This is a genomic window from Xanthobacter aminoxidans (genome assembly GCF_043193615.1).
In the GTDB taxonomy this organism is placed as follows: domain Bacteria; phylum Pseudomonadota; class Alphaproteobacteria; order Rhizobiales; family Xanthobacteraceae; genus Xanthobacter; species Xanthobacter aminoxidans.
The window spans coordinates 440,025-460,675 of record NZ_JBAFUS010000002.1 but is presented as its reverse complement, the minus strand read 5'-3'; the positions used below and the strand labels follow the sequence as shown (position 1 = coordinate 460,675).

The 20,651-nt window shown below is 69.7% G+C and carries 18 protein-coding genes; 14 read left to right on the top strand and 4 right to left on the bottom strand.

What is annotated here, in order from left to right; translation table 11 throughout:
* Positions 1-7 precede the first annotated feature (7 nt).
* Positions 8-1,261 (bottom strand): sarcosine oxidase subunit beta family protein, encoded by a 1,254-nt coding sequence (locus tag V5F74_RS11145; protein ID WP_394008043.1) that lies wholly within the window; start codon positions 1,259-1,261, stop codon positions 8-10.
* Positions 1,262-1,749: 488 nt separating this feature from the next.
* Here V5F74_RS11145 and V5F74_RS11140 point away from each other — a divergent pair, with 488 nt between their 5' ends.
* Genes V5F74_RS11140 through V5F74_RS11115 form a run of 6 tightly spaced genes read left to right on the top strand, consistent with a single transcriptional unit; the run spans position 1,750 to position 9,210 of the window.
* Positions 1,750-2,670: an AAA family ATPase gene (locus V5F74_RS11140; RefSeq protein ID WP_051460815.1), complete on the top strand. Its 921-nt coding sequence runs from the start codon at positions 1,750-1,752 to the stop codon at positions 2,668-2,670.
* A 13-nt stretch (positions 2,671-2,683) separates the two neighbouring features.
* Positions 2,684-3,670 carry a DUF58 domain-containing protein gene (locus V5F74_RS11135; RefSeq protein WP_394008041.1) on the top strand — a complete coding sequence of 329 codons (987 nt, stop codon included), beginning with the start codon at positions 2,684-2,686 and terminating at the stop codon, positions 3,668-3,670.
* Entirely contained in the window at positions 3,667-4,302 is a 636-nt protein-coding gene (locus V5F74_RS11130) for a DUF4381 domain-containing protein (RefSeq protein ID WP_051678689.1), read from the top strand. Before V5F74_RS11135 ends, V5F74_RS11130 begins: the two co-directional genes overlap by 4 nt.
* Complete coding sequence (locus tag V5F74_RS11125) at positions 4,299-5,357, top strand: vWA domain-containing protein (protein WP_051678690.1); 1,059 nt, start codon at positions 4,299-4,301, stop codon at positions 5,355-5,357. Before V5F74_RS11130 ends, V5F74_RS11125 begins: the two co-directional genes overlap by 4 nt.
* Positions 5,357-7,417 carry a VWA domain-containing protein gene (locus V5F74_RS11120; RefSeq protein ID WP_394008039.1) on the top strand — a complete coding sequence of 687 codons (2,061 nt, stop codon included), beginning with the start codon at positions 5,357-5,359 and terminating at the stop codon, positions 7,415-7,417. The genes V5F74_RS11125 and V5F74_RS11120 overlap by 1 nt, the downstream gene beginning before the upstream one ends.
* Positions 7,414-9,210: a BatD family protein gene (locus tag V5F74_RS11115; protein ID WP_394008037.1), complete on the top strand. Its 1,797-nt coding sequence runs from the start codon at positions 7,414-7,416 to the stop codon at positions 9,208-9,210. Before V5F74_RS11120 ends, V5F74_RS11115 begins: the two co-directional genes overlap by 4 nt.
* A gap of 86 nt (positions 9,211-9,296) precedes the next feature.
* Here V5F74_RS11115 and V5F74_RS11110 read toward each other — a convergent pair whose 3' ends face one another.
* The gene (locus V5F74_RS11110) at positions 9,297-10,190 is read right to left on the bottom strand and encodes a LysR substrate-binding domain-containing protein (RefSeq protein ID WP_029554916.1); all 894 of its coding nucleotides are present in this window, start codon (positions 10,188-10,190) and stop codon (positions 9,297-9,299) included.
* A 126-nt stretch (positions 10,191-10,316) separates the two neighbouring features.
* Here V5F74_RS11110 and V5F74_RS11105 point away from each other — a divergent pair, with 126 nt between their 5' ends.
* The 7 genes from V5F74_RS11105 to V5F74_RS11075 all read left to right on the top strand — a co-directional run bounded on the left by V5F74_RS11105 (position 10,317) and on the right by V5F74_RS11075 (position 16,578).
* On the top strand, positions 10,317-11,027 hold the full coding sequence (locus V5F74_RS11105; RefSeq protein WP_394008034.1) for an isochorismatase family protein: 711 nt from the start codon (positions 10,317-10,319) through the stop codon (positions 11,025-11,027).
* A gap of 91 nt (positions 11,028-11,118) precedes the next feature.
* Positions 11,119-12,186: an ABC transporter substrate-binding protein gene (locus V5F74_RS11100; RefSeq protein ID WP_394008032.1), complete on the top strand. Its 1,068-nt coding sequence runs from the start codon at positions 11,119-11,121 to the stop codon at positions 12,184-12,186.
* Between the two features lie 11 nt (positions 12,187-12,197).
* Positions 12,198-13,124: an ABC transporter permease gene (locus V5F74_RS11095; RefSeq protein WP_394008030.1), complete on the top strand. Its 927-nt coding sequence runs from the start codon at positions 12,198-12,200 to the stop codon at positions 13,122-13,124.
* A gap of 7 nt (positions 13,125-13,131) precedes the next feature.
* Positions 13,132-13,938, top strand: a complete 807-nt coding sequence (locus tag V5F74_RS11090) for an ABC transporter permease (RefSeq protein ID WP_029554920.1) — start codon at positions 13,132-13,134, stop codon at positions 13,936-13,938.
* 12 nt (positions 13,939-13,950) lie between these two features.
* On the top strand, positions 13,951-15,006 hold the full coding sequence (locus V5F74_RS11085; protein ID WP_394008028.1) for an ABC transporter ATP-binding protein: 1,056 nt from the start codon (positions 13,951-13,953) through the stop codon (positions 15,004-15,006).
* A gap of 39 nt (positions 15,007-15,045) precedes the next feature.
* On the top strand, positions 15,046-16,020 hold the full coding sequence (locus tag V5F74_RS11080) for a dipeptidase (RefSeq protein ID WP_394008026.1): 975 nt from the start codon (positions 15,046-15,048) through the stop codon (positions 16,018-16,020).
* Between the two features lie 27 nt (positions 16,021-16,047).
* On the top strand, positions 16,048-16,578 hold the full coding sequence (locus V5F74_RS11075) for a DUF5943 domain-containing protein (RefSeq protein WP_394008024.1): 531 nt from the start codon (positions 16,048-16,050) through the stop codon (positions 16,576-16,578).
* Between the two features lie 70 nt (positions 16,579-16,648).
* Here the strand turns inward: V5F74_RS11075 and V5F74_RS11070 are convergent, their stop codons facing one another.
* Positions 16,649-18,133 carry a carbohydrate porin gene (locus V5F74_RS11070; protein WP_394008022.1) on the bottom strand — a complete coding sequence of 495 codons (1,485 nt, stop codon included), beginning with the start codon at positions 18,131-18,133 and terminating at the stop codon, positions 16,649-16,651.
* A 406-nt stretch (positions 18,134-18,539) separates the two neighbouring features.
* On the opposite strand from V5F74_RS11070, the gene V5F74_RS11065 reads away from it, so the two are divergent.
* Positions 18,540-19,718: a GGDEF domain-containing protein gene (locus V5F74_RS11065; RefSeq protein WP_394008020.1), complete on the top strand. Its 1,179-nt coding sequence runs from the start codon at positions 18,540-18,542 to the stop codon at positions 19,716-19,718.
* Here the strand turns inward: V5F74_RS11065 and V5F74_RS11060 are convergent.
* Positions 19,685-20,638, bottom strand: coding sequence for an HpcH/HpaI aldolase/citrate lyase family protein (locus tag V5F74_RS11060; protein WP_394008018.1), 954 nt, complete (start codon positions 20,636-20,638; stop codon positions 19,685-19,687). The genes V5F74_RS11065 and V5F74_RS11060 overlap by 34 nt on opposite strands.
* Between the last annotated feature and the right edge of the window lie 13 nt (positions 20,639-20,651).

Sequence of the window (20,651 nt, the reverse complement as noted above, 5' to 3'; positions counted from 1 at the left end):
CCTGATCTCAATGCGCCACCGCCGCCGCCGCCGCCTCGTCGATGAGGCGGCCGGTGCGGAAGCGGTCGAGGGTGAAGGGGGCGTTGACGGGGTGGGGCTCGTCGCGAGCGATGGTGTGGGCGAACACATGGGCCGAGCCCGGCGTCGCCTTGAAGCCGCCCGTGCCCCAGCCGCAATTCACATAGAGACCCTTCACCGGCGTCTTGCCGATGATGGGCGAGCGATCCGGAGTCACGTCGACGATGCCGCCCCAGTTGCGCAGCATCTTCATGCGCGTGAACTGGGGGAACAGCTCGCAGATGGCGTCCAGCGTGTGGGTGGTGATGTGGAGACCGCCCTGCTGGCTGTAGGAGACGTACTGGTCCGTGCCCGCGCCGATCACCAGCTCGCCCTTGTCGGACTGGGAGATGTAGGCGTGCACCGCGTTGGACATGAGCACGCAGGGAAAGCACGGCTTCACCGGCTCGGAGACCAGCGCCTGAAGGGGAAAGCTCTCCAGCGGCATCCGCACCCCGGCCATGGCCATGACCATGGAGGTGTGCCCCGCCGCCGAGACGCCGATCTTCTTCGCGCCGATCGGCCCGCGCGTGGTCTCCACCCCGGTCACGGCGCCGTCCGGCCCGCGATGGATGGCCGTGACCTCGCAGTTCTGGATGATGTCGACACCGAGCGCGTCTGCGCCGCGGGCATAGCCCCACACCACCGCATCGTGCCGCGCCGTGCCGCCCCGCCGCTGGAGGGCACCGCCGAGCACGGGATAGCGGATGTCCGGCGAGATGTTCAGCTGCGGGCAGAATTCCTTCGTCTGTTCCCGCGTCAGCCACTCGTTGTCGATGCCGTTGAGGCGGTTGGAATAGACGTGGCGCTTGAAGCTCTGCACGTCGTGCTGGTTGTGGGCCAGCATCAGCACGCCGCGCTGGGAGAACATGACGTTGTAGTTCAGCTCCTGCGAGAGCCCTTCCCACAGCTTCACCGCGTGCTCGTAGAGGGCGGCGCTTTCGTCATAGAGGTAGTTGGAGCGGATGATGGTGGTGTTGCGGCCGGAATTGCCGCCGCCGATCCAGCCCTTCTCCAGCACCGCGATGTTGCGGATGCCATGCTCCTTGGCGAGGTAGTAGGCGGCGCCGAGGCCGTGGCTGCCGCCGCCGATGATGAGGACATCGTAGGCCGGCTTGGGCGTCGGGTTGCGCCACTGGCGGCTCCAGCCCTTGTGGGCATTCAGCGCCTCGGCGAGGAGGGTAGGAAGGGAGAAGCGGCGCATGGGGGTCTCTGAATGGAGAAACCGGGGGTGTCCCCTGTTCGACCGCGACAATGCGCCTGCCCGGTGCCCGGCTCTCGTGGAAATGCGACGGCAAACTGGAATGAAAGCGACACAGACGCCCGTCTGCCCCTCCGTCTGCCGCTGCGCCGTATGCCCCTCCGGCACCGGCGCGGCCGGGCAGAAAATGGCGCCATCCCTCAAAAATGAACGCAAGATAAGGTGTGACGCGGAAGCCGCGACGCTATAAGGAGCCGATGAGGCGCTCTCCCGGCGGTGGTGCAGGGGGAGCAGCCGCCCCGCCATGGCGCCGACGGGCCCCGTGGCCGAACCCGAGAGTCGAGCGCGAGCAAGAGATGAGCACGAGCCGAGACGCGTCCTTCCTCGATGCCGCACGCCGGGAGCCGCCCGCCGCCTCGTCTGCCCGCCCGCGCCCGCCGGTCATCGACCGCAGCAGCCTCGCCCGCGCCTTCGACGACCTCTCGGTCTATATGAATGCCTGCATCCTCGGTCAGCCGGCCTTCGTGGAACTGCTGCTGATCGCCGTGCTCGCCGACGGCCATCTTCTGGTGGAAGGCGCGCCGGGCCTTGCCAAGACCAAGGCCATCAAGGCGCTGGCCCATGCCATCGACCTCACCGACCAGCGCATCCAGTTCACGCCGGACCTTCTGCCCTCCGACCTCACCGGCACCGACATCTACCGGCCGGAAGACGGCAGCTTCCAGTTCCAGGAAGGGCCGGTGTTCCACAATTTCATCCTGGCGGACGAGATCAACCGCGCGCCCGCCAAGGTGCAGTCGGCGCTCTTGGAAGCCATGGCGGAGCGTCAGGTGACGGTGGGGCGCACCACCCGCCGCCTGCCGCCGCTCTTCATGGTGATGGCGACCCAGAACCCCATCGAGCAGGAAGGCACCTATCCCCTGCCCGAGGCGCAGCTCGACCGCTTCCTGCTGCATGTGCGCATCGATTTCCCTGATCTCGACGCCGAGCGCCAGATCCTGCGCCTCGTGCGCGGCGAGGCCCGGGGCGAGTCGCCGGATTTCGGCGCGCCCTTGCCGCAGGAAGTGGTGTTCGCCGCCCGGCGCGAGGTGCTGGCCGTGCACATGGCGGAGCAGGTAGAGGAATATCTGCTCCAGCTGGTACAGGCGACGCGCCGTCCCGAACTTTACGGAGCGGATCTCCAGGGCCTCGTCGGCTTCGGCGCCAGCCCGCGCGGCACCATCGCCCTCGACCGCTGCGCCCGCGCCCATGCCTGGCGGCGCAAGCGGGACTATGTGATTCCCGAGGACGTGCAGGCCATCGCCAAGCCCGTGCTGCGCCATCGCGTGCTGATGACCTTCGAGGCCGAGGCCGACGGCGTGACCAGCGACGACTTCATCGACCTGCTGCTCGCCCGCGTGCCGGTGGGCTGAGGCGACACACGCCATGGCCGAGCGCGATCCGCTCCGGGGCGTCGTTGCCCGCCTCGCCGACCTGGTGGCAGCGCGTCCGCGCGTGCAGGGCGGCTTCTCGGGCGGCAAGCGCGTCAGCAGCCAGCTCTACGGGGGCCACAGCTCCTCCTTCCGCGGCCGCGGCATGGAGTTCGACGAGGTGCGCGTCTACCATCCGGGCGACGACGTGCGCACCATCGACTGGCGGGTCACGGCCCGCACCGGCAAGACGCACACCAAGCTGTTCCAGGAGGAACGCGAGCGCCCGGTGCTGGTGCTGGTGGATGCGCGCGCCTCCATGCGCTTCGGCACCCGTGACTGCTTCAAGTCGGTGCTGGCGGCCAAGGCGGCGGCGGTGCTGGCGTGGATCGGCATCGGCGGCGGCGACCGGGTGGGCGGGCTGGTGCTCTCCCCCTCCGGCATCATCGCGCTGCGCGCCGAACGCACCCGCCGGCGCATCCTCGCCTTCGTGCGCTCCATCGCCGACGCCACGGCCGAGCGCCTCGGCCCGCCCGGCTCCGAACCGACGCTGGGCGAAGCGCTGCCCCGGCTGCGTCCGCTGGTGAAGCCCGGCACGCTGATCTTCCTCGTCTCGGATTTCGCCGACCTCGACGAGCACGCCGCCCGCGAGCTCGGGCGCATCGCGCTGGACGGGCACGTCACCTGCCTGTTCGTCTATGACCGGCTGGAGACGCAGATGCCCTCCGGCGGCGTCTTCCCCGTCACCGACGGAGTGGCCGTCGCCCGCCTCGACGACAGCCGCGCGTCGGCCCGGGAGGGCTATGCCCGGCGCTTCGCCGATCGACGCGGCGCGCTGGAGCGCCTCTGCCGCGAGCGCGGTCTCACCCTGATGGACCTCGAGACCGGCTGCGACCCGGCGGAAGTCCTCAACCCCGAGCGGATGCGGCAGGCGGCCGTCTCGGCGCGCGCCGGCGCAGCCGGGGCGATCGCCCCTGGCGCAGGACGGACGGCGGCGCGATGACCACCCCTGCCGTCCCGCCCGCAACCACCACGCCGGGGGCCGCCGCCGGCCCCACCCAGCTCATTGCGCCCGGCGGTGCTCCGGCGGCGACACCGCCCAATTTCCAGACGCCGGATTTCCTCAACGGAGCGCCGCCCGCCCCGCCCGTGCCGGGATCGGCCGAGGACCCGCTGGCGGCGCTGCGCGACATCCATCTGCCCCCGGACGTGCCCCTCTTTCCGCTGGCGCCGGGCTGGTACGTGCTGGCCGGGCTGGTGGTTCTGGTGCTCATCATCCTCGCCGTGCGCGAATGGCGCTGGCGGCAGACGCTCGCCTACAAGGCCCTGAAGATGTTCGATGCCGAGGTCGGCCGCGCCGAACCGGACGATACCCACGCCGTCGCGGTCGCCGCCTCGGACGTGCTGCGCCGGCTGGTGCGTGCCGAGTCCGGCGAGGCGAAGGCGACGCTCACCGGCGAGGCCTGGGCCCGCCTGCTCGTCACCGGCCGTGCGCCCTTCGCCCCGCGTGAAGCCGCCTTCCTCGCCCGCGCCCCCTACATGCCGGCGCAGACGGCGGAGCAGGTCGCCGCCGGCAGCATCACCCCCGCCACCCTCGCCGACGCGGTGCGGCGCCATATCCGGGCGCGCCGATGATCACGCTCGCCTGGCCCTGGATGCTGGCGCTGCTGCCGGTCCCCCTCCTCGCTTACTTCGCGATACCCCGCGCCCGCGAGCAGAAGGCCGGCGCGCTGCGCCTGCCCTTCTTCGCCGCCCTCGCCCGCGCCGGGCTGGTGACGCCGGGCCGGCCGGCGTGGCGCAAGACGCGCCTCGCCGCGCTCGCCTTCATCTGGACCCTGCTCGTGATCGCCGCCGCCCAGCCCATCTATGTGGGCCGGCCGGTGGAGGTTCCGGTGGAGGGGCGAGAGATCATGCTGGTCATCGATCTCTCCGCCTCCATGGCGCAGCGCGACCTCGCCCTCAACCAGCCGATGGACCGGCTGCAGGTGGTCAAGAAGGTGGCGGACGACTTCATCGCCCGCCGCGCCGGCGACCGGGTGGGCCTCATCCTGTTCAGCACCCGCGCCTATGTGCAGGCGCCCCTCACCCTCGACCGCCGGGCGGTGCGCGAACTGCTCGCGCAGGCCACCATCGGCATGACCGGGCGCAACACCTCCATCGGCGACGCCATCGGCCTCGCGGTGAAGACCCTGCGCGACGGGCCGGAGAAGGAGCGGGTGGTGGTGCTGCTGACCGATGGCGCCAACACGTCAGGCGTGCTCGATCCGCTCCAGGCCGCGGCCATCGCCGCCAAGGAGCACCTGCGCATCCACACCATCGGTGTCGGCTCCGATGCCGGGGAGTTCATCCCCGGCGCGCCCATGAACCCGTCCTCGGACCTCGACGAGGGCGCGCTCAAGGCCATTTCCGGCCTCACCGGCGGCAAGTATTTCCGCGCCCGCGACCAGCAGGCCCTGGCCGGCATCTATGCCGAGATCGACAAGCTGGAGCCGGTGGCCGGCGATCCGCAATATGTGCGGCCGGCCCTCACCCTGTTCTTCTGGCCGCTCGGCGCCGCGCTGGTCGCGAGCTTCCTGTTCGCCGCCGCCGTGCTGCTTCGGCTGCCGGCCCGCCGCGCGGCCGAAGCGCCCGCGCCGCAGGACGGCCCGGCGGCCGATGCCCCGGCGCTGCCGGTTGCGGAGGCGCGCTGATGGCGAGCTTCCACTTCCTGCGGCCGGAATGGCTCCTGGCGCTGCTGCCCGCGGCGATCCTCGCGGGCCTGCTCCACCACCGCCTGCGCGAGGGCCGCAACGACTGGGCGCGCGAGGTGGACCCGCACCTCCTCGCTCACCTCGCCCTGCCGGGACGGCGCGCCTCGGGCCAATGGCCGGCCGTGCTGCTGTTCGCCGGCTGGGTCGCCGCCGCCTTCGCCATGGCCGGCCCCACCTGGCAGAAGCTGCCGCAGCCGGTGACGGGCCGGCTCGATCCGCTGGTGATCGCGGTCAACCTCTCGCCGACCATGAACGCGCCCGACGCCAGCCCCTCGCGCCTCGTCGCCGCCCGCTACAAGATCGCCGACGTGCTGCAGCAGATGCGCGGCAGCGAGGTGGCGCTGGTGCTCTATTCCGACATCCCCTTCGCCGCCGCGCCGCTGACCGAGGACGCGCACGTGGTGGCGCAGATGCTGCCGGACCTCTCCACCAGCCTCATGCGCGGCAATGCCAACCGCCCGCAGGCCGCCATCGCCATGGCCGTCGACCTGCTGAAGGGGGCCGGGGCGGCCAGCGGGCGCATCCTGCTCGTCACCGACGGGCCGGGCGACGAGCCGGGCAAGACCCAGGCGGCGGCGAAGGCGGCCGCGGCGGAGGGCTACAAGGTCAACGTGATCGGCGTCGGCGCGGATGGCGCCAACGGCGCGCCGGCGGTGGACACCGCCGCCCTGAAGGCCATCGCCACCGCCGGACAGGGGGCCTATACGCCGCTCACCGCCGATGACCGCGACATCGCCGCGGCCCTGCCCCCGGTGGCGACATCGAACGGCGCCGTCACCGACAGCGAAGGCTTCACCGCCGACGTGTGGGCGGACATGGGGCCTTACGTGCTGCTGCTCGCTCTGCTGCTCGCCCCCCTCGCGTTCCGGCGCGGCTGGATCGCCGTCCTCGCCGTCACGGCCCTCGGCGGCCTCGCGACGCCGCAGCGGGCGGAGGCGCAGACGATCCAGGAGACCGTGTCGCAGAACCTGCCGCAGAGCTGGGCCGACCTGTGGTGGCGGCCCGACCAGCAGGGCGCGGCGAACTACGCCCGGGGCGACTATTCCGCCGCCGCGCAGAAGTTCGAAGACCCCGCCTGGAAGGCCGATGCGCTCTACAAGGCCGGCGACTATTCAGGCGCCTCCGCCGCGCTCTCCCGCCTGCCGGGCCGCGACTACAACCGCGGCAACGCGCTCGCGCGCGCCGGGCAGCTCGAGGAGGCGGTGGCCGCCTACGACAAGGCGCTGGCCGCAAACCCCGACAATGCCGACGCCAAATTCAACCGCGACCTCGTGCAGAAGCTGATCGACGCGAAGAAGAAGCAAGAGGAAGACAAGCAGAAGCAGAACCAGGCCGGCGGCGGCGGTGGGCAAGACCAGAACAAGGACCAGAACAAGGACCAGAAGCCCGACCCCAAGTCCGACCAGAAGCAGAAGCAGGACCAGAAGCCCGGCGGGGACAAGCCGCAGGAGGCGCAGAACGGCCCGCAGCCGGGCCCGCTCCCCCCGCCTGCGCCGCTGCCGCCGCGCCGTCCGCCCGAGCTGGCGCAACAGCCGCCCCCCCCGCCCCGGCAGCCGCCGCAGGAGCCGCCGCCGCAGGAGCAGGCGCAGCAGGCGCCGCCGCCCGATTCCCCGCCGGCCCAGCCGCCGCTGCAGAATCCCCAGCAGCCTCCGTCCGAGCAGCCGGAGGCCATGGCCGGCGGCATACCCGCCGCGCCGGTGACGCCCAAGGAGCCGCCCCCGCCCATGCCGGACGACAAGGGCGACGGGCAGGAGGCGGGCAAGCAGGACCCCAACTCAGCCTTCGCCGCGCCCCCGCCCTCGCCCGCCCAGGTCGCCCAGCCCAAGCCGGCCCAGCCCGCGCCCCAGACGCCGCCGACCGTGGCGTTCAGCGACGACGACCAGAGCCGCGAGCAGGCGCTGCGGCAGGTGCCGGACGATCCCGGCGGGCTGCTGCGCGCGCGCATCCGCTCCCAATATACCGGCGCGCCCGTGTTCCTCTCCGAGGGAGACGCGCAATGATCCGTGCCGCGCTCCGCACAGGCCTGATCTCCCTCGCCCTTGCGCTGGGGGCGACGGCAGCCCTCGCCGCATCCTTCAAGGCCACGGTGGAAAAGCCGCCGGCGGACCAGGGCGACACCTTCGAGCTGGTGCTCAGCGTCATCGGCCGGGACAGCCTCGAGCCGCCCAATATCAGCCCCCTCAACAAGGATTTCGAGATCCTCGACCGCGGCAAGCGCAGCCGCATGGAGAGCCTGAACGGCCGCATGGTGGAGGTGAACGAGTGGGTGCTGACGCTGGCGCCCAAGCGCGCCGGCCATCTCGTCATCCCGGCCCTCACCCTCGGCAGCGAGACGAGCGCGCCCATCGAGATGAACGTGGCGCCCGGCTCCACCGCCGAGCCGCCGGACGACGGCCCCATCGCCCTCTCCGTGGATGTGCTGGGCACACCGCCCTTCTATCTCCAGAGCGAGATTCCCGTGGTCGTGCGCATGTATGACCGCGTGGGCGCCCTGGAGGCGTCGGCCGACCAGCCGGCGGCGGACGGCGCCACCTTCACCCCCGACGGGACGCTGAAGCGCTTTTCCCGCATCTACGGCCGCCAGCGCTACCGCGTGGTGGAGCTGCGCTACATCATGCGGCCGCAGCGCACCGGCACCATCCAGATCTCCTCGGTGGCCCTGCGCGCCTCCATTCCCACGTCCCCGCCGGGCGCGCAGGAGCAGGCGCGGGCGCTGGGCCGCCCCGCCATGCCGTGGCTCGGCGGCGGCTTCGATTCCGGCCGCAAGGTCACGGTGTTCGCCAATCCGGTGGAGGTGACGATCCTGCCCCGCCCGGCCGGCGTCACCGGATGGTTCCTGCCGGCCCGCGCGGTGCGCCTCAAGGAGACCTGGAGCAGCCCGCCGGCCAAGGCCAAGGTGGGTGTCGCCCTCACCCGCACGCTGCGGCTGGAGGTGCAGGGTGCCAGCCCCGCCCAGCTGCCGCCGCTGAAGCCGGCGGAGACGGACGGCGTGCGCCAATATGCCGACGAGGAGCATCCCGAGGCGGCCCAGGTGGGCGGCGCGCCCGGCGCGGTCGCCGAAGTCCACATCACCGTCGTGCCCACCCGTGCCGGATCGATCACGCTGCCCGCCGTCACCGTGCCCTGGTGGAACATCGCCACCAACCGTGCCGAGACCGCCCAGCTGCCGCCGGTGACGCTGCAGGTGGCGGGATCGGCCGATCCCGCCGGTCTCGCCCCGCCCCCGGCGCCGGCGGCGAAGTCCGCGCCCAAGCCGCAGGCGACACCGGGCGACGACGCCCCCCTGCCCTGGCGCGACATCGCCGCCATCGCGCTGGTGGTGGTGATCATCGCCAGCTTCCTGCTGTTTTCCGGCCGGCGCGCCGGACGCAGGGCGAGCGCCATTCCCCAGCCGCCGGAGCGGCCCGTCGCCGCCCCGCCTGCGAGGCCCGGCCGCCCGACACCGACGCGCCCCGCCGTGCGCCGGCCGATGGTGATGGCGCCGGATGAAAGGGCCGCCGCCGGTGCGGTGGAAGCCGCGTGCGAGGCCGGCCACGCCACGGCCGCCTATCGCGCCTATCTCGACTGGAACCGCGCCTCAGGGCCCGGCCATTCGGGCACAGCCTCAGCCCGCACCCCGGCCATGGCGGCGGCGCTGCATGAGGTCAGCCGCCACCTTTATGCAGGGGAAGGGGACACCTGGGACGGCCGCGGCTTCCGCTCCGCCTTCACTGCGGAGCGGAAGGCTGCCCTGAAGCCGACGAAGGCACGCACCGCGCGGGGCCTCGCCCCGCTCTATCCGAAGGCGCGCTGAGGGGGCTGCGCTGCCCCAGAAGCCCGCGCGGCGCTTGAGCGAAAGCCATGTCAAAAACCCGCGCGGCGCTTGAGCGGAGGCAACGCTCAAGTCCCGCCCCACACCCGCCGCATGTAGTCTGTGAAGACCGTCACGGCAGGCGCGCGCACCGGGGTGGCCCAGGCGGCGCAGGTGACGAGCTTGTCGGCCACGTCGTCGAGATCGCGGATGACGATGCCGCGCCGCTGCAGGTTGCGCACGCAGCTCGCATAGACCGAGACCCCCGCCCCCGCCGCCACCAGCCCGAAGATGCCTTCGGAGGACGACGCCTCCTGCACGATGCGCGGGGTGAAGCCGGCGCGGTGGCAGACGGCGAAGAAGGCGGTGCGGAAGGCGCCCCAGTTCTCGCCCGAGCCCAGCACGAACGGCTGGTCGGCAAGGTCGGCGAGGCGCAGCACCCGCACGTTGGAGAGGGGATGGGTGATGGGGAGCAGCGCCACGTAGCGATGGTCGTCGAAGGTGTAGCTCTCCATGCCCGCCTCCTCGAACGGCCCGATCATGAAGCCGATGTCGATGCGCTCCACCAGGAGCGCCTCCTGCTGCTGCAGCGTCGGGGTGAACGACAGCTCCAGCCGGATCTCCGGCCGGTAGCGGCTGAAGGCGTTCAGGAATTCCGGCAGGCGGCCGTTGATGGCGAAGTCCATGTAGCCGATGCGCAGCACGCCCACCTCGCCGCCCGCGGTGCGCCGCGCGCTGGTCACCGCCCGCTCCAGCCGCGCCAGCGCCTCTCGGCTTTCCGCAAGGAAGGCTTTCCCCGCCTCGGTGAGCACCACGGTGCGGGTGGTGCGGGCAAACAGCGGCACGCCGACATCCTGCTCCAGATCGCGGATGAGGCGGCTCATGCCCGGCTGGGTCATGTGGGCGCGCTGGGCGGCGCGGCCGAAATGCAGCTCCTCGGCGAGGATCACGAAGCAGCGGACGTGGCGGAGATCGAAGCGCATGCCTATTGATACCACAAAAGATATCAATAGCGCCGAAATTAGAATTTCCCAAGCCGACTGACCTCGCCCAATCTTCTCCCTGCGAGCCCGGTGGCAACGGGCACAAAACCATCAGGGATCAAGGACATGGCCTTCGAGGAAGACCTCGACGCAGCGCTGACGCGCGCCTTCGAGCAGGCAACCCAGCTGTACCAGCGCAACGGCTTCCAGCGGCGGGTCGGCTTCGGCCGGCGGCCGGCGCTCATCAATGTGGACCTCGCCAATGCGTGGACCCGCCCGGGCAACCCGTTCACCTGCGAGAAGATCGACGACCAGATCATCCCCGGCGTGCAGGCGCTGCTCGCCGCCTGCCGTCGCAACGGCCATCCGGTGGTTCATGTCACCACCTGCTACCAGGTGACGGACGAGACCAAGACCGCCACCGACATGGGCCTGTGGCACCACAAGATCCCGATCGAGGTGGTGGACCAGGCCAAGCCCGAGCTGTGGGCCATCGACAGCCGCATCGAGCCGGTGGCAGGCGAGCAGGTGCTCATCAAGAAGCGGGCCTCGGCCTTCCACGGCACCTATCTCGCCGGCTTCCTGCGCGCCAACAACGTGGACACCATCCTCGTCACCGGCGTCACCGCCTCGGCCTGCGTGCGCACCACGTTGTGCGACGGCCTCGCCGAGGGCTTCCGCACCATCGCGGTGAAGGAATGCATCGGGGATCGCGTGCCCGGCGCCGTGGCGTGGAACCTGTTCGACATCGACGCCAAGTTCGCCGACGTGGAGCCGCTGGAGCGCTGCATCGCCTATCTCGACGAGGTGGGCGGCAAGTCCAAGGCGGCCGCGTGAGGCCGAAGTACTTCTGACAAGACCTGCCGGTGGCGCCCCCAGCGCCGCCGGTTTTAAGCGTTCGACTTCAAATCATAATCCAGAGGCGAACATGACCAAGCTCATCACCCAGCTCACCGGCGCTCCCTCCCGCCGCGCCGTCCTTGCCGGCCTCGGCGCGGGCGCCACCGCCCTAGCCATGCCCGGCCTCGCCCGCGCGCAGGACAAGACCCTCGTCGTCTCCAACTGGGGCGGCGACTGGAACGAGCGCACCATCAAGTTCGTGGAAGCCCCGCTCGTGGAGAGCCAGGGCATCAAGATCGTCCGCGACCTCGGCATGGAGCCCGAGCGCAAGGCGAAGCTGATCGCCGAGAAGCGGCTGCGCCGCGGCACCATCGACGTCATCCACATCAACGAGGGCGACAGCGTCGAGCTGTACGGGCAGGAGGTGATCGAGAACATCGACTTCTCCAAGGTGCCCAACTACGCGAACGTCGTCCCCGCGCTGAAGTCCAAGCCCTTCTTCGTGCCGTGGCTCTACAGCGGCGTGACCATCATCTACAACAAGGACAAGGTGCCGAAGCCGCCCAAGTCCTATGCCGAGCTGTGGGACAAGAAATGGGCCGGGAAGATCGGCCTCACCAACCAGCTCTATTTCAACTACATCATGATGGCCGGCCTGATTAAGGGCGGCAACGTCACCAATACCGAGGAAGGCAAGGCGCGCCTCCTCGAGCTGAAAGAACTCACCCAGCCGCGCATCTATGCCGCCCACCAGCAGCTCGGCGCCGGCCTCGTCAACGGCGAGGTCGACATCGCGGTGAACTACAAGGCGCGCGGCCTGCAATGGGCCAATGACGGCGCCCCCCTCGCCATCGGCTATCCGTCCGAGGGCGCCATCGCGGTGATGTTCGGCGCGGCCCTGCCGAAGAAGGCGCCGAGCCCGGATTTGTCCTACATCTATTTCAACGCCATGCTGGACCCGAAAGCCATGGCCGGCCTTGCCGGCGCGAGCTTCTACGCCCCGGCCAACGGCAAGGCGGAGCTTTCGCCCGAACTCAAGGCGAAGGTGGACTTCACCGCCGCCGAGGCCGCCGCACTGAAGTTCCCCGATTACGCGCACGTGGCCAAGAATACGGCGGAATGGCTGGAGTGGTGGAACAAGAACATCGCCCGCTGAGCGAGGCCCCCATGACCTCCTCCGCAAGCTCCGGCGCCACCGCGCCGGTGGCAACAACGTCTCCGCCCGCACCGCGCGGGCGGGAGGGGCGGCGGCTCGCCCCCGCCTACGGCCTCACGGCGCCGGCCACGATCTTCGTGCTGGTCGCGCTGATGGGGCCTCTGGCGCTCATGTTCCGCTATTCGCTGAACCGGTTCGTGCCGGGGCAGATGATGGTGGAGGCGCTGACGCTGGACAATTACGCCCGCTTCTTCGCCGACAGCTTCTATCAGGAGGTGCTGGGCACCACGCTGTGGATCTCCGCCCTCTCCACCCTGCTGTGCCTCGTGGCGGGCTTCCCGGTCGCCTATTTTCTGGTGCGGCAGGCCAGCGACAAGTGGAAGGGGCGGCTGCTCCTGCTCATCGTGCTGCCCCTCCTGATGGGCAATGCGGTGCGGACGGCGGCGTGGATGGTCATCCTCGGCGACAAGGGGCTGTTCAACGCCGTCATCGGTGCCGTCGGCCTCTCGCCGGTGAAGCTCATGTACACGCCCACCGCCGTGGTCATCGGCCTCGTCTCGGTGCTGCTGCCCTTCATGATCGTGACGCTGCAGAGCGTCATCGAGGGCATCGACGCGAACCTTGAGTCCGCCGCGCAGTCGCTCGGCGCCTCCCACCTCACGGTGCTGTGGCGCGTGGTGCTGCCGCTGGCTCTGCCCGGCATCCTCGCCGGGACGATGCTCTGCTTCATCCTCTCCATGAACGCCTATGCGACGCCCGTCCTCATCGGCGGGCCGAGCTTCCACATGATGGCGCCCACCGTCTACCAGCAGGTGGCGAAAGCCATGAACTGGCCGTTCGGCGCGGCGCTCGCCTTCGTGCTGATGGCGGTGACTCTGGTGCTCACCACCACCGCCAACGTCCTGGTGCAGCGCCGCTACCGGCGCTGGAGCGAGTGAGGGGCAAATGGGACTTCTCGCCGTCAACCGCATCTATGCCGCCATCACCGCCCTCGTGCTCGCCTTCGTGGTGCTGCCGCTGGGCGCGGTGATCTGGGTCAGCTTCTTCGCCAACCGCATCCTCTCCTTCCCGGCGACGGGCTACACGCTGGACTGGTACGCGCGCGCCTGGCAGCTCGACTCCTTCCGCAACGGCTTCATCACCAGCGTCGAGACGGCGCTGGTGGCGGTGGCCCTCTCGCTGGCGCTCGGCGTGCCGGCGAGCCTCGCACTGGTGCGCTACCGCTTCCCCGGGCGCGATGCCATCCAGACGCTTCTGCTCTCGCCCATGGTGGTGCCGGGCATCGTCGGCGGCGCCGCGCTGTTCATGGCCTTCATCGAGCTGGAGATCCTGCTGGACGTGGACATTTCCGGCACCCTGCCGGGCCTGTTCGTCGCCCACGGCCTCATCGCCTTGCCGTGGACCGTGCGGCTCGTCACCGCCTCGCTGGTGGGTATGAGCCCGTCCTATGAGGAAGCGGCGCAATCGCTGGGGGCGGGGCGGCTCACCACCTTCTTCCGGGTGACGCTGCCCATCATCAAGCCGGGCATCGTGGCGGCCGCGCTGTTCTCCTTCGTCATCTCCTTCATCGATCTGGAGAAGTCGATCTTCCTCGTGGGGCCGGGGCGCACCACGCTGCAGATCGCGCTCGTCTCCTATCTCGAATGGAACCTGGATTCGACGGTGGCGGCGGTGGCCACCGTGCAGATCCTCATCATCGGCGTGCTGCTCCTCGTGTCGGATCGCTACGCCCGCCTCTCCCGCGCCTTCTGAGGAGCGAGCCCCATGTCCGATGTCGTGCTGCAATCCATCGTCAAGCGCTACGACGCCATGACCGCCGTGGACCATGTCTCCCTCACCATCGGCGAGGGAGAACTGGTGGCCCTGCTCGGCCCCTCCGGCTGCGGCAAGACCACGACGCTGCGCATGGTGGGCGGCTTCATCCCCGTCACCGAGGGACGCATCCTCGTGGGCGGGCGCGACCTCACCCATTTGCCGCCGAACAAGCGCAACATGGGCTTCGGCTTCCAGAACTATGCGCTGTTCCCGCACATGAGCGTGGCCGAGAACGTCGCCTTCGGGCTTCAGATGCGCAAGCTTCCCAAGGCCGAGATTGCGGCGAAGGTGAAGACCGCGCTGGACCGGGTGAAGCTCTCCCACCTCGCCGAGCGCCTGCCCAAGCAGCTCTCCGGCGGCCAGCAGCAGCGCGTGGCGCTGGCCCGCGCCCTCGTGATCGAGCCGGACGTGCTGCTGCTGGACGAGCCGCTCTCCAACCTGGACGCCCAGCTGCGCCACGAGATGAAGACGGAGATCCGCACCCTGCAGCAGCAGCTCGGCATCACCACCATCTTCGTCACCCACGATCAGGACGAGGCTCTGTCGGTGGCTGATCGCGTGGTGCTCATGCGCAATGGCAGGATCGAGCAGCAGGGCTCGCCGGACGACCTCTTTGGCCGCCCCGCCTCGCGCTTCGCGGCCGAGTTCATGGGCGTGACGAACCTGCTGCCCGGCGAACTCGCCGGTGTCGGCCGCTTCCGGCTGGCGAGCGGTGAGGAGGTCCGTGTCGATCCGGCGGGCCTCTCCGGCGACCTCTCCCTCGCCGTGCGGCCGGAGCGGCTGGTGCTAGACGGCACGGAGGACGACCACAACGCGCTTCCCGCCGTGGTGGAGCTCGCCACCTATCGCGGCCTCGTCATCGACTATCGCGTGGCCACCGCCTCCGGCCTCGCCCTCATCGCCCGCCGCCCCTCACCCGCCGTCGGCGGCCCCGCACCGCTCAAGCCCGGCCAGCCCGTGCGCGTCTCCTGGCACCCAAACGCCGGAACGCTGGTGGCCGCCTGAGCCTTCCTGAATTTCGTTTCCAATAAAGGGGAAAACCCGGTGTCCGACCTTCACGACAAGCTCATCGTCATCGACGGGCTCATCATCTCCGACTTCTCCCGTCCCGTCTTCGAGGACATGCGCAAGGGCGGCCTCACCGCCGCCAACTGCACCTGCTCCATCTGGGACAACTTCACCGAGACGATGCGCAACATCGCCCGGTGGAAGAAGGATTTCGCGGCGAATGCGGACCTCATCTCGCAGGTCTACACCACCTCCGACATTCTGAAGGCGAAAGAGGACGGCAAGACCGGCATCATCCTCGGCTGGCAGAACACCACGGCCATCGAGGATCACCTGGAATATCTCGAGCTGTTCCACGAGCTGGGCGTGCGCATCATCCAGATGACCTACAACACCCAGAACTGGGTGGGCTCCGGCTGCTACGAGGGCCGCGACAGCGGCCTCTCCGACTTCGGCCGCGACGTGGTGGCGGAGATGAACCGCCTCGGCATCCTGTGCGACCTCTCCCACGTCGGCCCGAAGACCTCGGAAGACACCATCCTCGCCTCCAAGCAGCGCGTCGCCTATTCCCACTGCCTGCCGGCCGGCCTCAAGGCGCATCCGCGCAACAAGACCGACGAGCAGCTGCGCTTCATCGCGGACAAGGGCGGCTTCATCGGCGTCACCATGTTCCCACCCTTCCTGAAGAAGGGGCCGGCCTCCACCGTCGCGGACTATGTGGAGGCGATGGAATACGTCATCGATATCGCCGGCGAGGACATGGTGGGCGTGGGCACAGACTTCACCCAGGGCTACGGCAAGCCCTTCTTCGACTGGATCACCCACGACAAGGGCAATGGCCGCAAGCTCACCGACTTCGGCGAGGTCATCAATCCCGAAGGCTTCCGCGTGATCGGCGACTTCCCCAACCTCACCGCGGCGATGGAGAAGCGGGGCTGGTCCACGGGGCGCATCGAGAAGGTGATGGGTGGAAACTGGCTGCAATTGCTGAAGGATGTGTGGGGGAAGTGAGTCCCCCTGCTCCGGAGCGAGGTCCCGATGGCGAAGCCTGAAATCGAGATCGATGTGGACGAGGCCACCGGCCGCTGGTTCGTGGACAAGATGCCCATGATCCTGGTGCCGCAGCACTTCTACAACAACAACCACTTCGCCATCGAGGCGGCGCTGGGGGCGGAGGCGTTCGACGCGACGCTCGCGCCCGCCGGCCGGCTCTCGGCCTTCGTGTGGTGCGAGCGGCAGGCGCAGGTCTATGGCCTCGCCGGCACCGACGTGTTCGCGCACTACATGAAACGGCTGTCGCAGCGCGGCTGGGGGCGCTTCTCCATCCTCGCGCTGGACCCGGTGGCAGGGACGGGGACGATCCGGCTGGATCACTCCTCCTTCGTCACCGAGGCGACGAAGGGCGCTGGCCGCAAGCTCTGCTACATGTTCGCGCCGTGGCTGGCCGGAGCGCTGGAATTCGTCTGCGAGCAGGCAGGCGCACCGCGCCGGCTTCAGGCGCGCGAGGTGCAATGCGCCGCCGAGGGCTTCGACCACTGCCTGTTCGAGGTGGCTCCCACCGCAGAGTGAGTGCCAGCCAGCACGCCGGACGCAAAAAAGCCGGGCGACCTCGCGGCCGCCCGGCTTTTCTTTGGATCGATCAGTAGTTGATGGTGGTGCGCACGCCGAACACGGCGGCGTTCTTCACGAGCGAGATGCCGAGGGGATCGTTCGGGTTCAGCACGCCGCCACCGGGGTTCCAGATGTACTGGAAGTCGGGCTGGATGGTCCAACCGGGCATCACCTGCGCCGAATAGGTCACTTCCAGCACCGTCTCGCTGCTGCGGATGGGATAGTAGGACCCGTTGTAGAGGGCGGTGTAGAGGTCGGCCTGCTGGGCCGCGTTGGTCACACGCGCATTGCCGAAGGCGACGCCGAACGAGTCGTCCTCGCGGCCCGGGACGAGACCCTTGAAGGTGATACCGCCATCCCAGTAGAAGCCGAGCTGGTTCTGCTCGCTGGGCGCCGCCGTCACGCGCCCGAAGACGCTGATGCCCTTGTCCTTGGTGCCGGGCTTGCGCCAGATCATCTGGTCGATGATGGCGTAGAAGGCGTAGTCACCCTGGATCTGGTTGGGCAGGCCGATGGAAGCGGGGCTCGCCAGCGGCACGCCGAAGATGTCGTAGACTTGGCTGTTGAACGAATTGGAGTTGTACCAGCCGCCCACCTTCACGGTGCCGGGCAGCCACGCCGCATTCTCCGCCTTGTTGTAGCTGTAGGCCACTTCGCCGATCACGAACACGCCCTGATCGACGATGAAGTTCAGGCCGTACTTGTTCTCTTCCTGGGGGTCGCCGCAGCAGGGCGCGGGGTTGCCGTTGAACAGGCCGACGAGCACCGTCCACTCGTCGTTCGGCACCCACTTCACGCGCACGCCGGGGGTGGCGAGGGGATAGGCGGGGCCGCCGCTCGGCAGGTCGGCGGCGAACAGGGCCGGCCAGCCGAACGTCGAGTTCAGGAACAGCGAGCCGTTGTCCGATATGGCGAATTCCGAATCGGCGGAGAGCTGGCCGAAGCGGATGGAGGACTTGCCGTCACCGAACGCCTGCTCGATGTACAGCTCGAACAGGCGGGTGGTGGAGAGGGCGTCCACGTTGCTGACGCCCATGATGTTGCCGAGATACTGGCCGGAGAAGCCCGAGCCCTGGATCTGCAGCACGCTGGCGTGGAAGGTCGCGCCCTTCCAATTGAACAGCTTGTCGAGGTCCGCATCGAGAGAGAACTGGAAGCGGCCGTTATAGGCGGTGCCGGTGCCGAGCCCGCCCTCGGTGTTGCGCCAGAGTTCGCCGATATAGTTCACGCCGATCTTGATGCCCGCTTCGGCGAGCTTGGGACGGTAGCCGCCCCAGTCGCCCAGCCAGCCGAGCTGCGGGGCGATGGAGGGCTCGGCCTCCTCTTCCGCGGGGGCGGCTGCGGCCGGCGCCTTGGTCGCCACGTCGGCCGCGTGCGCGGTGCCGAGCAGGGGTGCGCCCAGCAGCGCACCGGCGGCGACGCCGGCGAGGAGATAGCGGGCAAGTATGGTCCGCGTACCCGGAAGGTCCCCGCGGCTGCCGCGGGCGGCGGTCCGAAACACGGTGTCCAGCATCTTAAATTCCCCCATCGGCAGAAGGAGCGCAGCAGAAGGCCCGAACTGCCCTACCGCGCCGGCGCGACTACCATGTTACAGCGCGGCCTTCCGCAAGGCTGAAAAAGACCCGCAAATCGCCGCTAACGAGGCCGGATTGGGGGCGAGCGGCCATGCTTTGTCAATCAGGTCCGCACCCTTATTGATATAGAATATCTCTAAACTGGTGGTATGGAGATGACGGGAACTTTTGCCAAACTGCGGAATTCATACCGCGATATCCGATAGTTAGATCGCCCGCCCCGGTTACCGCCAACCTCCACGACCAGCCGGACAGGCCAATGGGCCATGATGGTTCGCTGGCCGATGTGGTAACTATGCAACGCGCCGCGACGGCGACCGGGACGGGAGCGACACACTGGGCGCCATGACCGACGCCAAATTGACCGACGCCACATTCCTTCTGCTCATCAATGGCGCGATCGGCCTGACATTCGCAGCGGCGTTCCTTGGAACCACCTGGCGCTCGTCGGTGGAGCTGGGGCGCTGGTGCGCCGCGGCCTTCGTCTGCGCCGCCGCCACCGTCCTCATCGAGGCGCTGGCGCGGGACATCCCCTCGGTCAGGCTCGCCTCGACCCTCTCGTTCGGATCGCTCATGGCGGCGCTGTCCCTGATCGCGGCGGGGCTGCGGCGCCACTATCGGCCTGATTCGCGCCTCGGCTGGCTCGGCGCGGCGGCGCTCCTCGCGGTGGTCTTCACGGCGCTTGCAGGCGTCGACCTGCCGCGCGGAGGCTGGGCGCAGGCGCTGACCTATCAACTGCCCTTCGCGGCCATCCTCGCGTTCGCCGCCGGCACCGTGCTGCGGCACGCGCCCGGGCGCGCGGTGGACCTTGTCCTCGCCGGCGTGCTGGGGCTCTGCGCTCTGCAGTTCGCAGCGAAGGCGGTGCTCATTCCCCTCGAGGGAGCCGACAACGGGGTGCGGGACTATCTCACGAGCGCCTATGCCCGTTATTCGCAGACAGCCGGCAGCATCCTCTCGCTCATGCTCGGCGTGGCGCTGCTCGCGCTCGTCGTGAGGGAGGTCATCGCCGAAGCCACCGGACGGCTGGAGCGGGACGGCCTCTCCGGCGTCCTCACGCGCACGGCCTTCCTCGAACGCGCGGAGCGCCTCGCGGAAGCCGCGCCGCCGGGCACCCGCATCGGCCTGCTGCTCTGCGACCTCGATCATTTCAAGGCGATCAACGACAGGTTCGGGCACCCGGCCGGCGACGAGGTGATCCGACGGTTCGGCGCGCTGCTCGCAGCCTGCGCGCGCCCGCGGGACCTGTGCGGCCGCATCGGCGGCGAGGAATTCTGCCTGCTGATGCCCGCCGCCGATGTCGAGGCCCTCGCCCGCATCGCCGCCGCGCTGAGAACCGGGGCGGAGCAGATGCGCTTCGCCTGGCTGCCGGAGGAGCGGCGCATCACGGCCAGCCTCGGCGGCACGCTGATCGCCCCCGGCGAGCCCCTCGCCTCCGCCATCCGCCGCGCCGACATCGCCCTCTACCAGGCCAAGGCGGACGGCCGGAACCGCTACCGGATGGCGGACCGCCCGGAAGCCGCCTGAGCGCCCTCCCCCAGCGCCGCCGCGCGCGCGAGCAGTCGCTTTGCCGAGAGATAGAACGGCACCTCGATGATGAGATCTCCCAGTCGCGCCCTGTCCTGACCGGCGGCGCGGGCCGCTTCGAAGGCCGCGACGATCTCCTCCGCCTCGGCGACAGCGGCGGCGGAAGGGGTCATCACCGTGTTGATGAGCGCGATGTGGCCGGGCTCCACGGCGCTCTTGGCGCTGTAGCCCAGCGCCCGGCCGGCGCGGGCATCGGCCTCGCAGCCTTCGGGATCGGCAAAGGTGTAGGGGCAGTCGATGGAGAGCACCTTCGCCGCCCGTGCTTCCAGATGCAGGCGCTGGCGGGCATAGGCCAGCTCCACGGCCGCCCGGCTGCGCGGCGCGTCGAGGTCTTCCGCAAGATCCTCGGTGGAGCACAAAACGGCCGTCACGCGCGGGCTGGCGGTGGCGATGGCATAGGTCTGCATGATGCCGCGCGCGGTCTCGATGTTGGGCACGATCTCGATGGCGCCGGGCGGCAGGCCGAGCCGCGCCTCGTGGCGGCTGATCTCCGCATCCAGCGCCATGACCTGCTCGGGCTCGGCGATCTTGGGCAGGTGTATGGCGTCCGGTCGCCCCGCGATCACGCCCGCGAGGTCGGCGAGGCCGTCGCCCTCCAGCGGATTGATGCGCACGCACGCGACGATGCCCGCCGCGCGCCATGCCGCCATCACCTCCGCAGACAGGGACCGCGCCGCGGCCCGGAGTTCCGGCGGCGTGAAGTCCTCCAGTTCCTGGATCAGCGCATCCGCACCGCAGGCCATCGCCGCCATCAGTGCACTCTTGTCGCCACCGGGCGCGAACAGCCAGCTCCGCCGGAGCGCCGGCGGCCGGCGCGTGCTGTCCTGCCGTGCGGTGGTCTTCTGTTCTGTCGCCGACATGGGTCTTCCTCTC

Coding starts and splice junctions, on each gene's coding strand:
- V5F74_RS11145 (WP_394008043.1), bottom strand. CDS start 1,261: ATGCGCCGCTTCTCCCTTCCTACCCTCCTCGCCGAGGCGCTGAATGCC.
- V5F74_RS11140 (WP_051460815.1), top strand. CDS start 1,750: ATGAATGCCTGCATCCTCGGTCAGCCGGCCTTCGTGGAACTGCTGCTG.
- V5F74_RS11135 (WP_394008041.1), top strand. CDS start 2,684: ATGGCCGAGCGCGATCCGCTCCGGGGCGTCGTTGCCCGCCTCGCCGAC.
- V5F74_RS11130 (WP_051678689.1), top strand. CDS start 3,667: ATGACCACCCCTGCCGTCCCGCCCGCAACCACCACGCCGGGGGCCGCC.
- V5F74_RS11125 (WP_051678690.1), top strand. CDS start 4,299: ATGATCACGCTCGCCTGGCCCTGGATGCTGGCGCTGCTGCCGGTCCCC.
- V5F74_RS11120 (WP_394008039.1), top strand. CDS start 5,357: ATGGCGAGCTTCCACTTCCTGCGGCCGGAATGGCTCCTGGCGCTGCTG.
- V5F74_RS11115 (WP_394008037.1), top strand. CDS start 7,414: ATGATCCGTGCCGCGCTCCGCACAGGCCTGATCTCCCTCGCCCTTGCG.
- V5F74_RS11110 (WP_029554916.1), bottom strand. CDS start 10,190: ATGCGCTTCGATCTCCGCCACGTCCGCTGCTTCGTGATCCTCGCCGAG.
- V5F74_RS11105 (WP_394008034.1), top strand. CDS start 10,317: ATGGCCTTCGAGGAAGACCTCGACGCAGCGCTGACGCGCGCCTTCGAG.
- V5F74_RS11100 (WP_394008032.1), top strand. CDS start 11,119: ATGACCAAGCTCATCACCCAGCTCACCGGCGCTCCCTCCCGCCGCGCC.
- V5F74_RS11095 (WP_394008030.1), top strand. CDS start 12,198: ATGACCTCCTCCGCAAGCTCCGGCGCCACCGCGCCGGTGGCAACAACG.
- V5F74_RS11090 (WP_029554920.1), top strand. CDS start 13,132: ATGGGACTTCTCGCCGTCAACCGCATCTATGCCGCCATCACCGCCCTC.
- V5F74_RS11085 (WP_394008028.1), top strand. CDS start 13,951: ATGTCCGATGTCGTGCTGCAATCCATCGTCAAGCGCTACGACGCCATG.
- V5F74_RS11075 (WP_394008024.1), top strand. CDS start 16,048: ATGGCGAAGCCTGAAATCGAGATCGATGTGGACGAGGCCACCGGCCGC.
- V5F74_RS11070 (WP_394008022.1), bottom strand. CDS start 18,133: ATGCTGGACACCGTGTTTCGGACCGCCGCCCGCGGCAGCCGCGGGGAC.
- V5F74_RS11065 (WP_394008020.1), top strand. CDS start 18,540: ATGACCGACGCCAAATTGACCGACGCCACATTCCTTCTGCTCATCAAT.
- V5F74_RS11060 (WP_394008018.1), bottom strand. CDS start 20,638: ATGTCGGCGACAGAACAGAAGACCACCGCACGGCAGGACAGCACGCGC.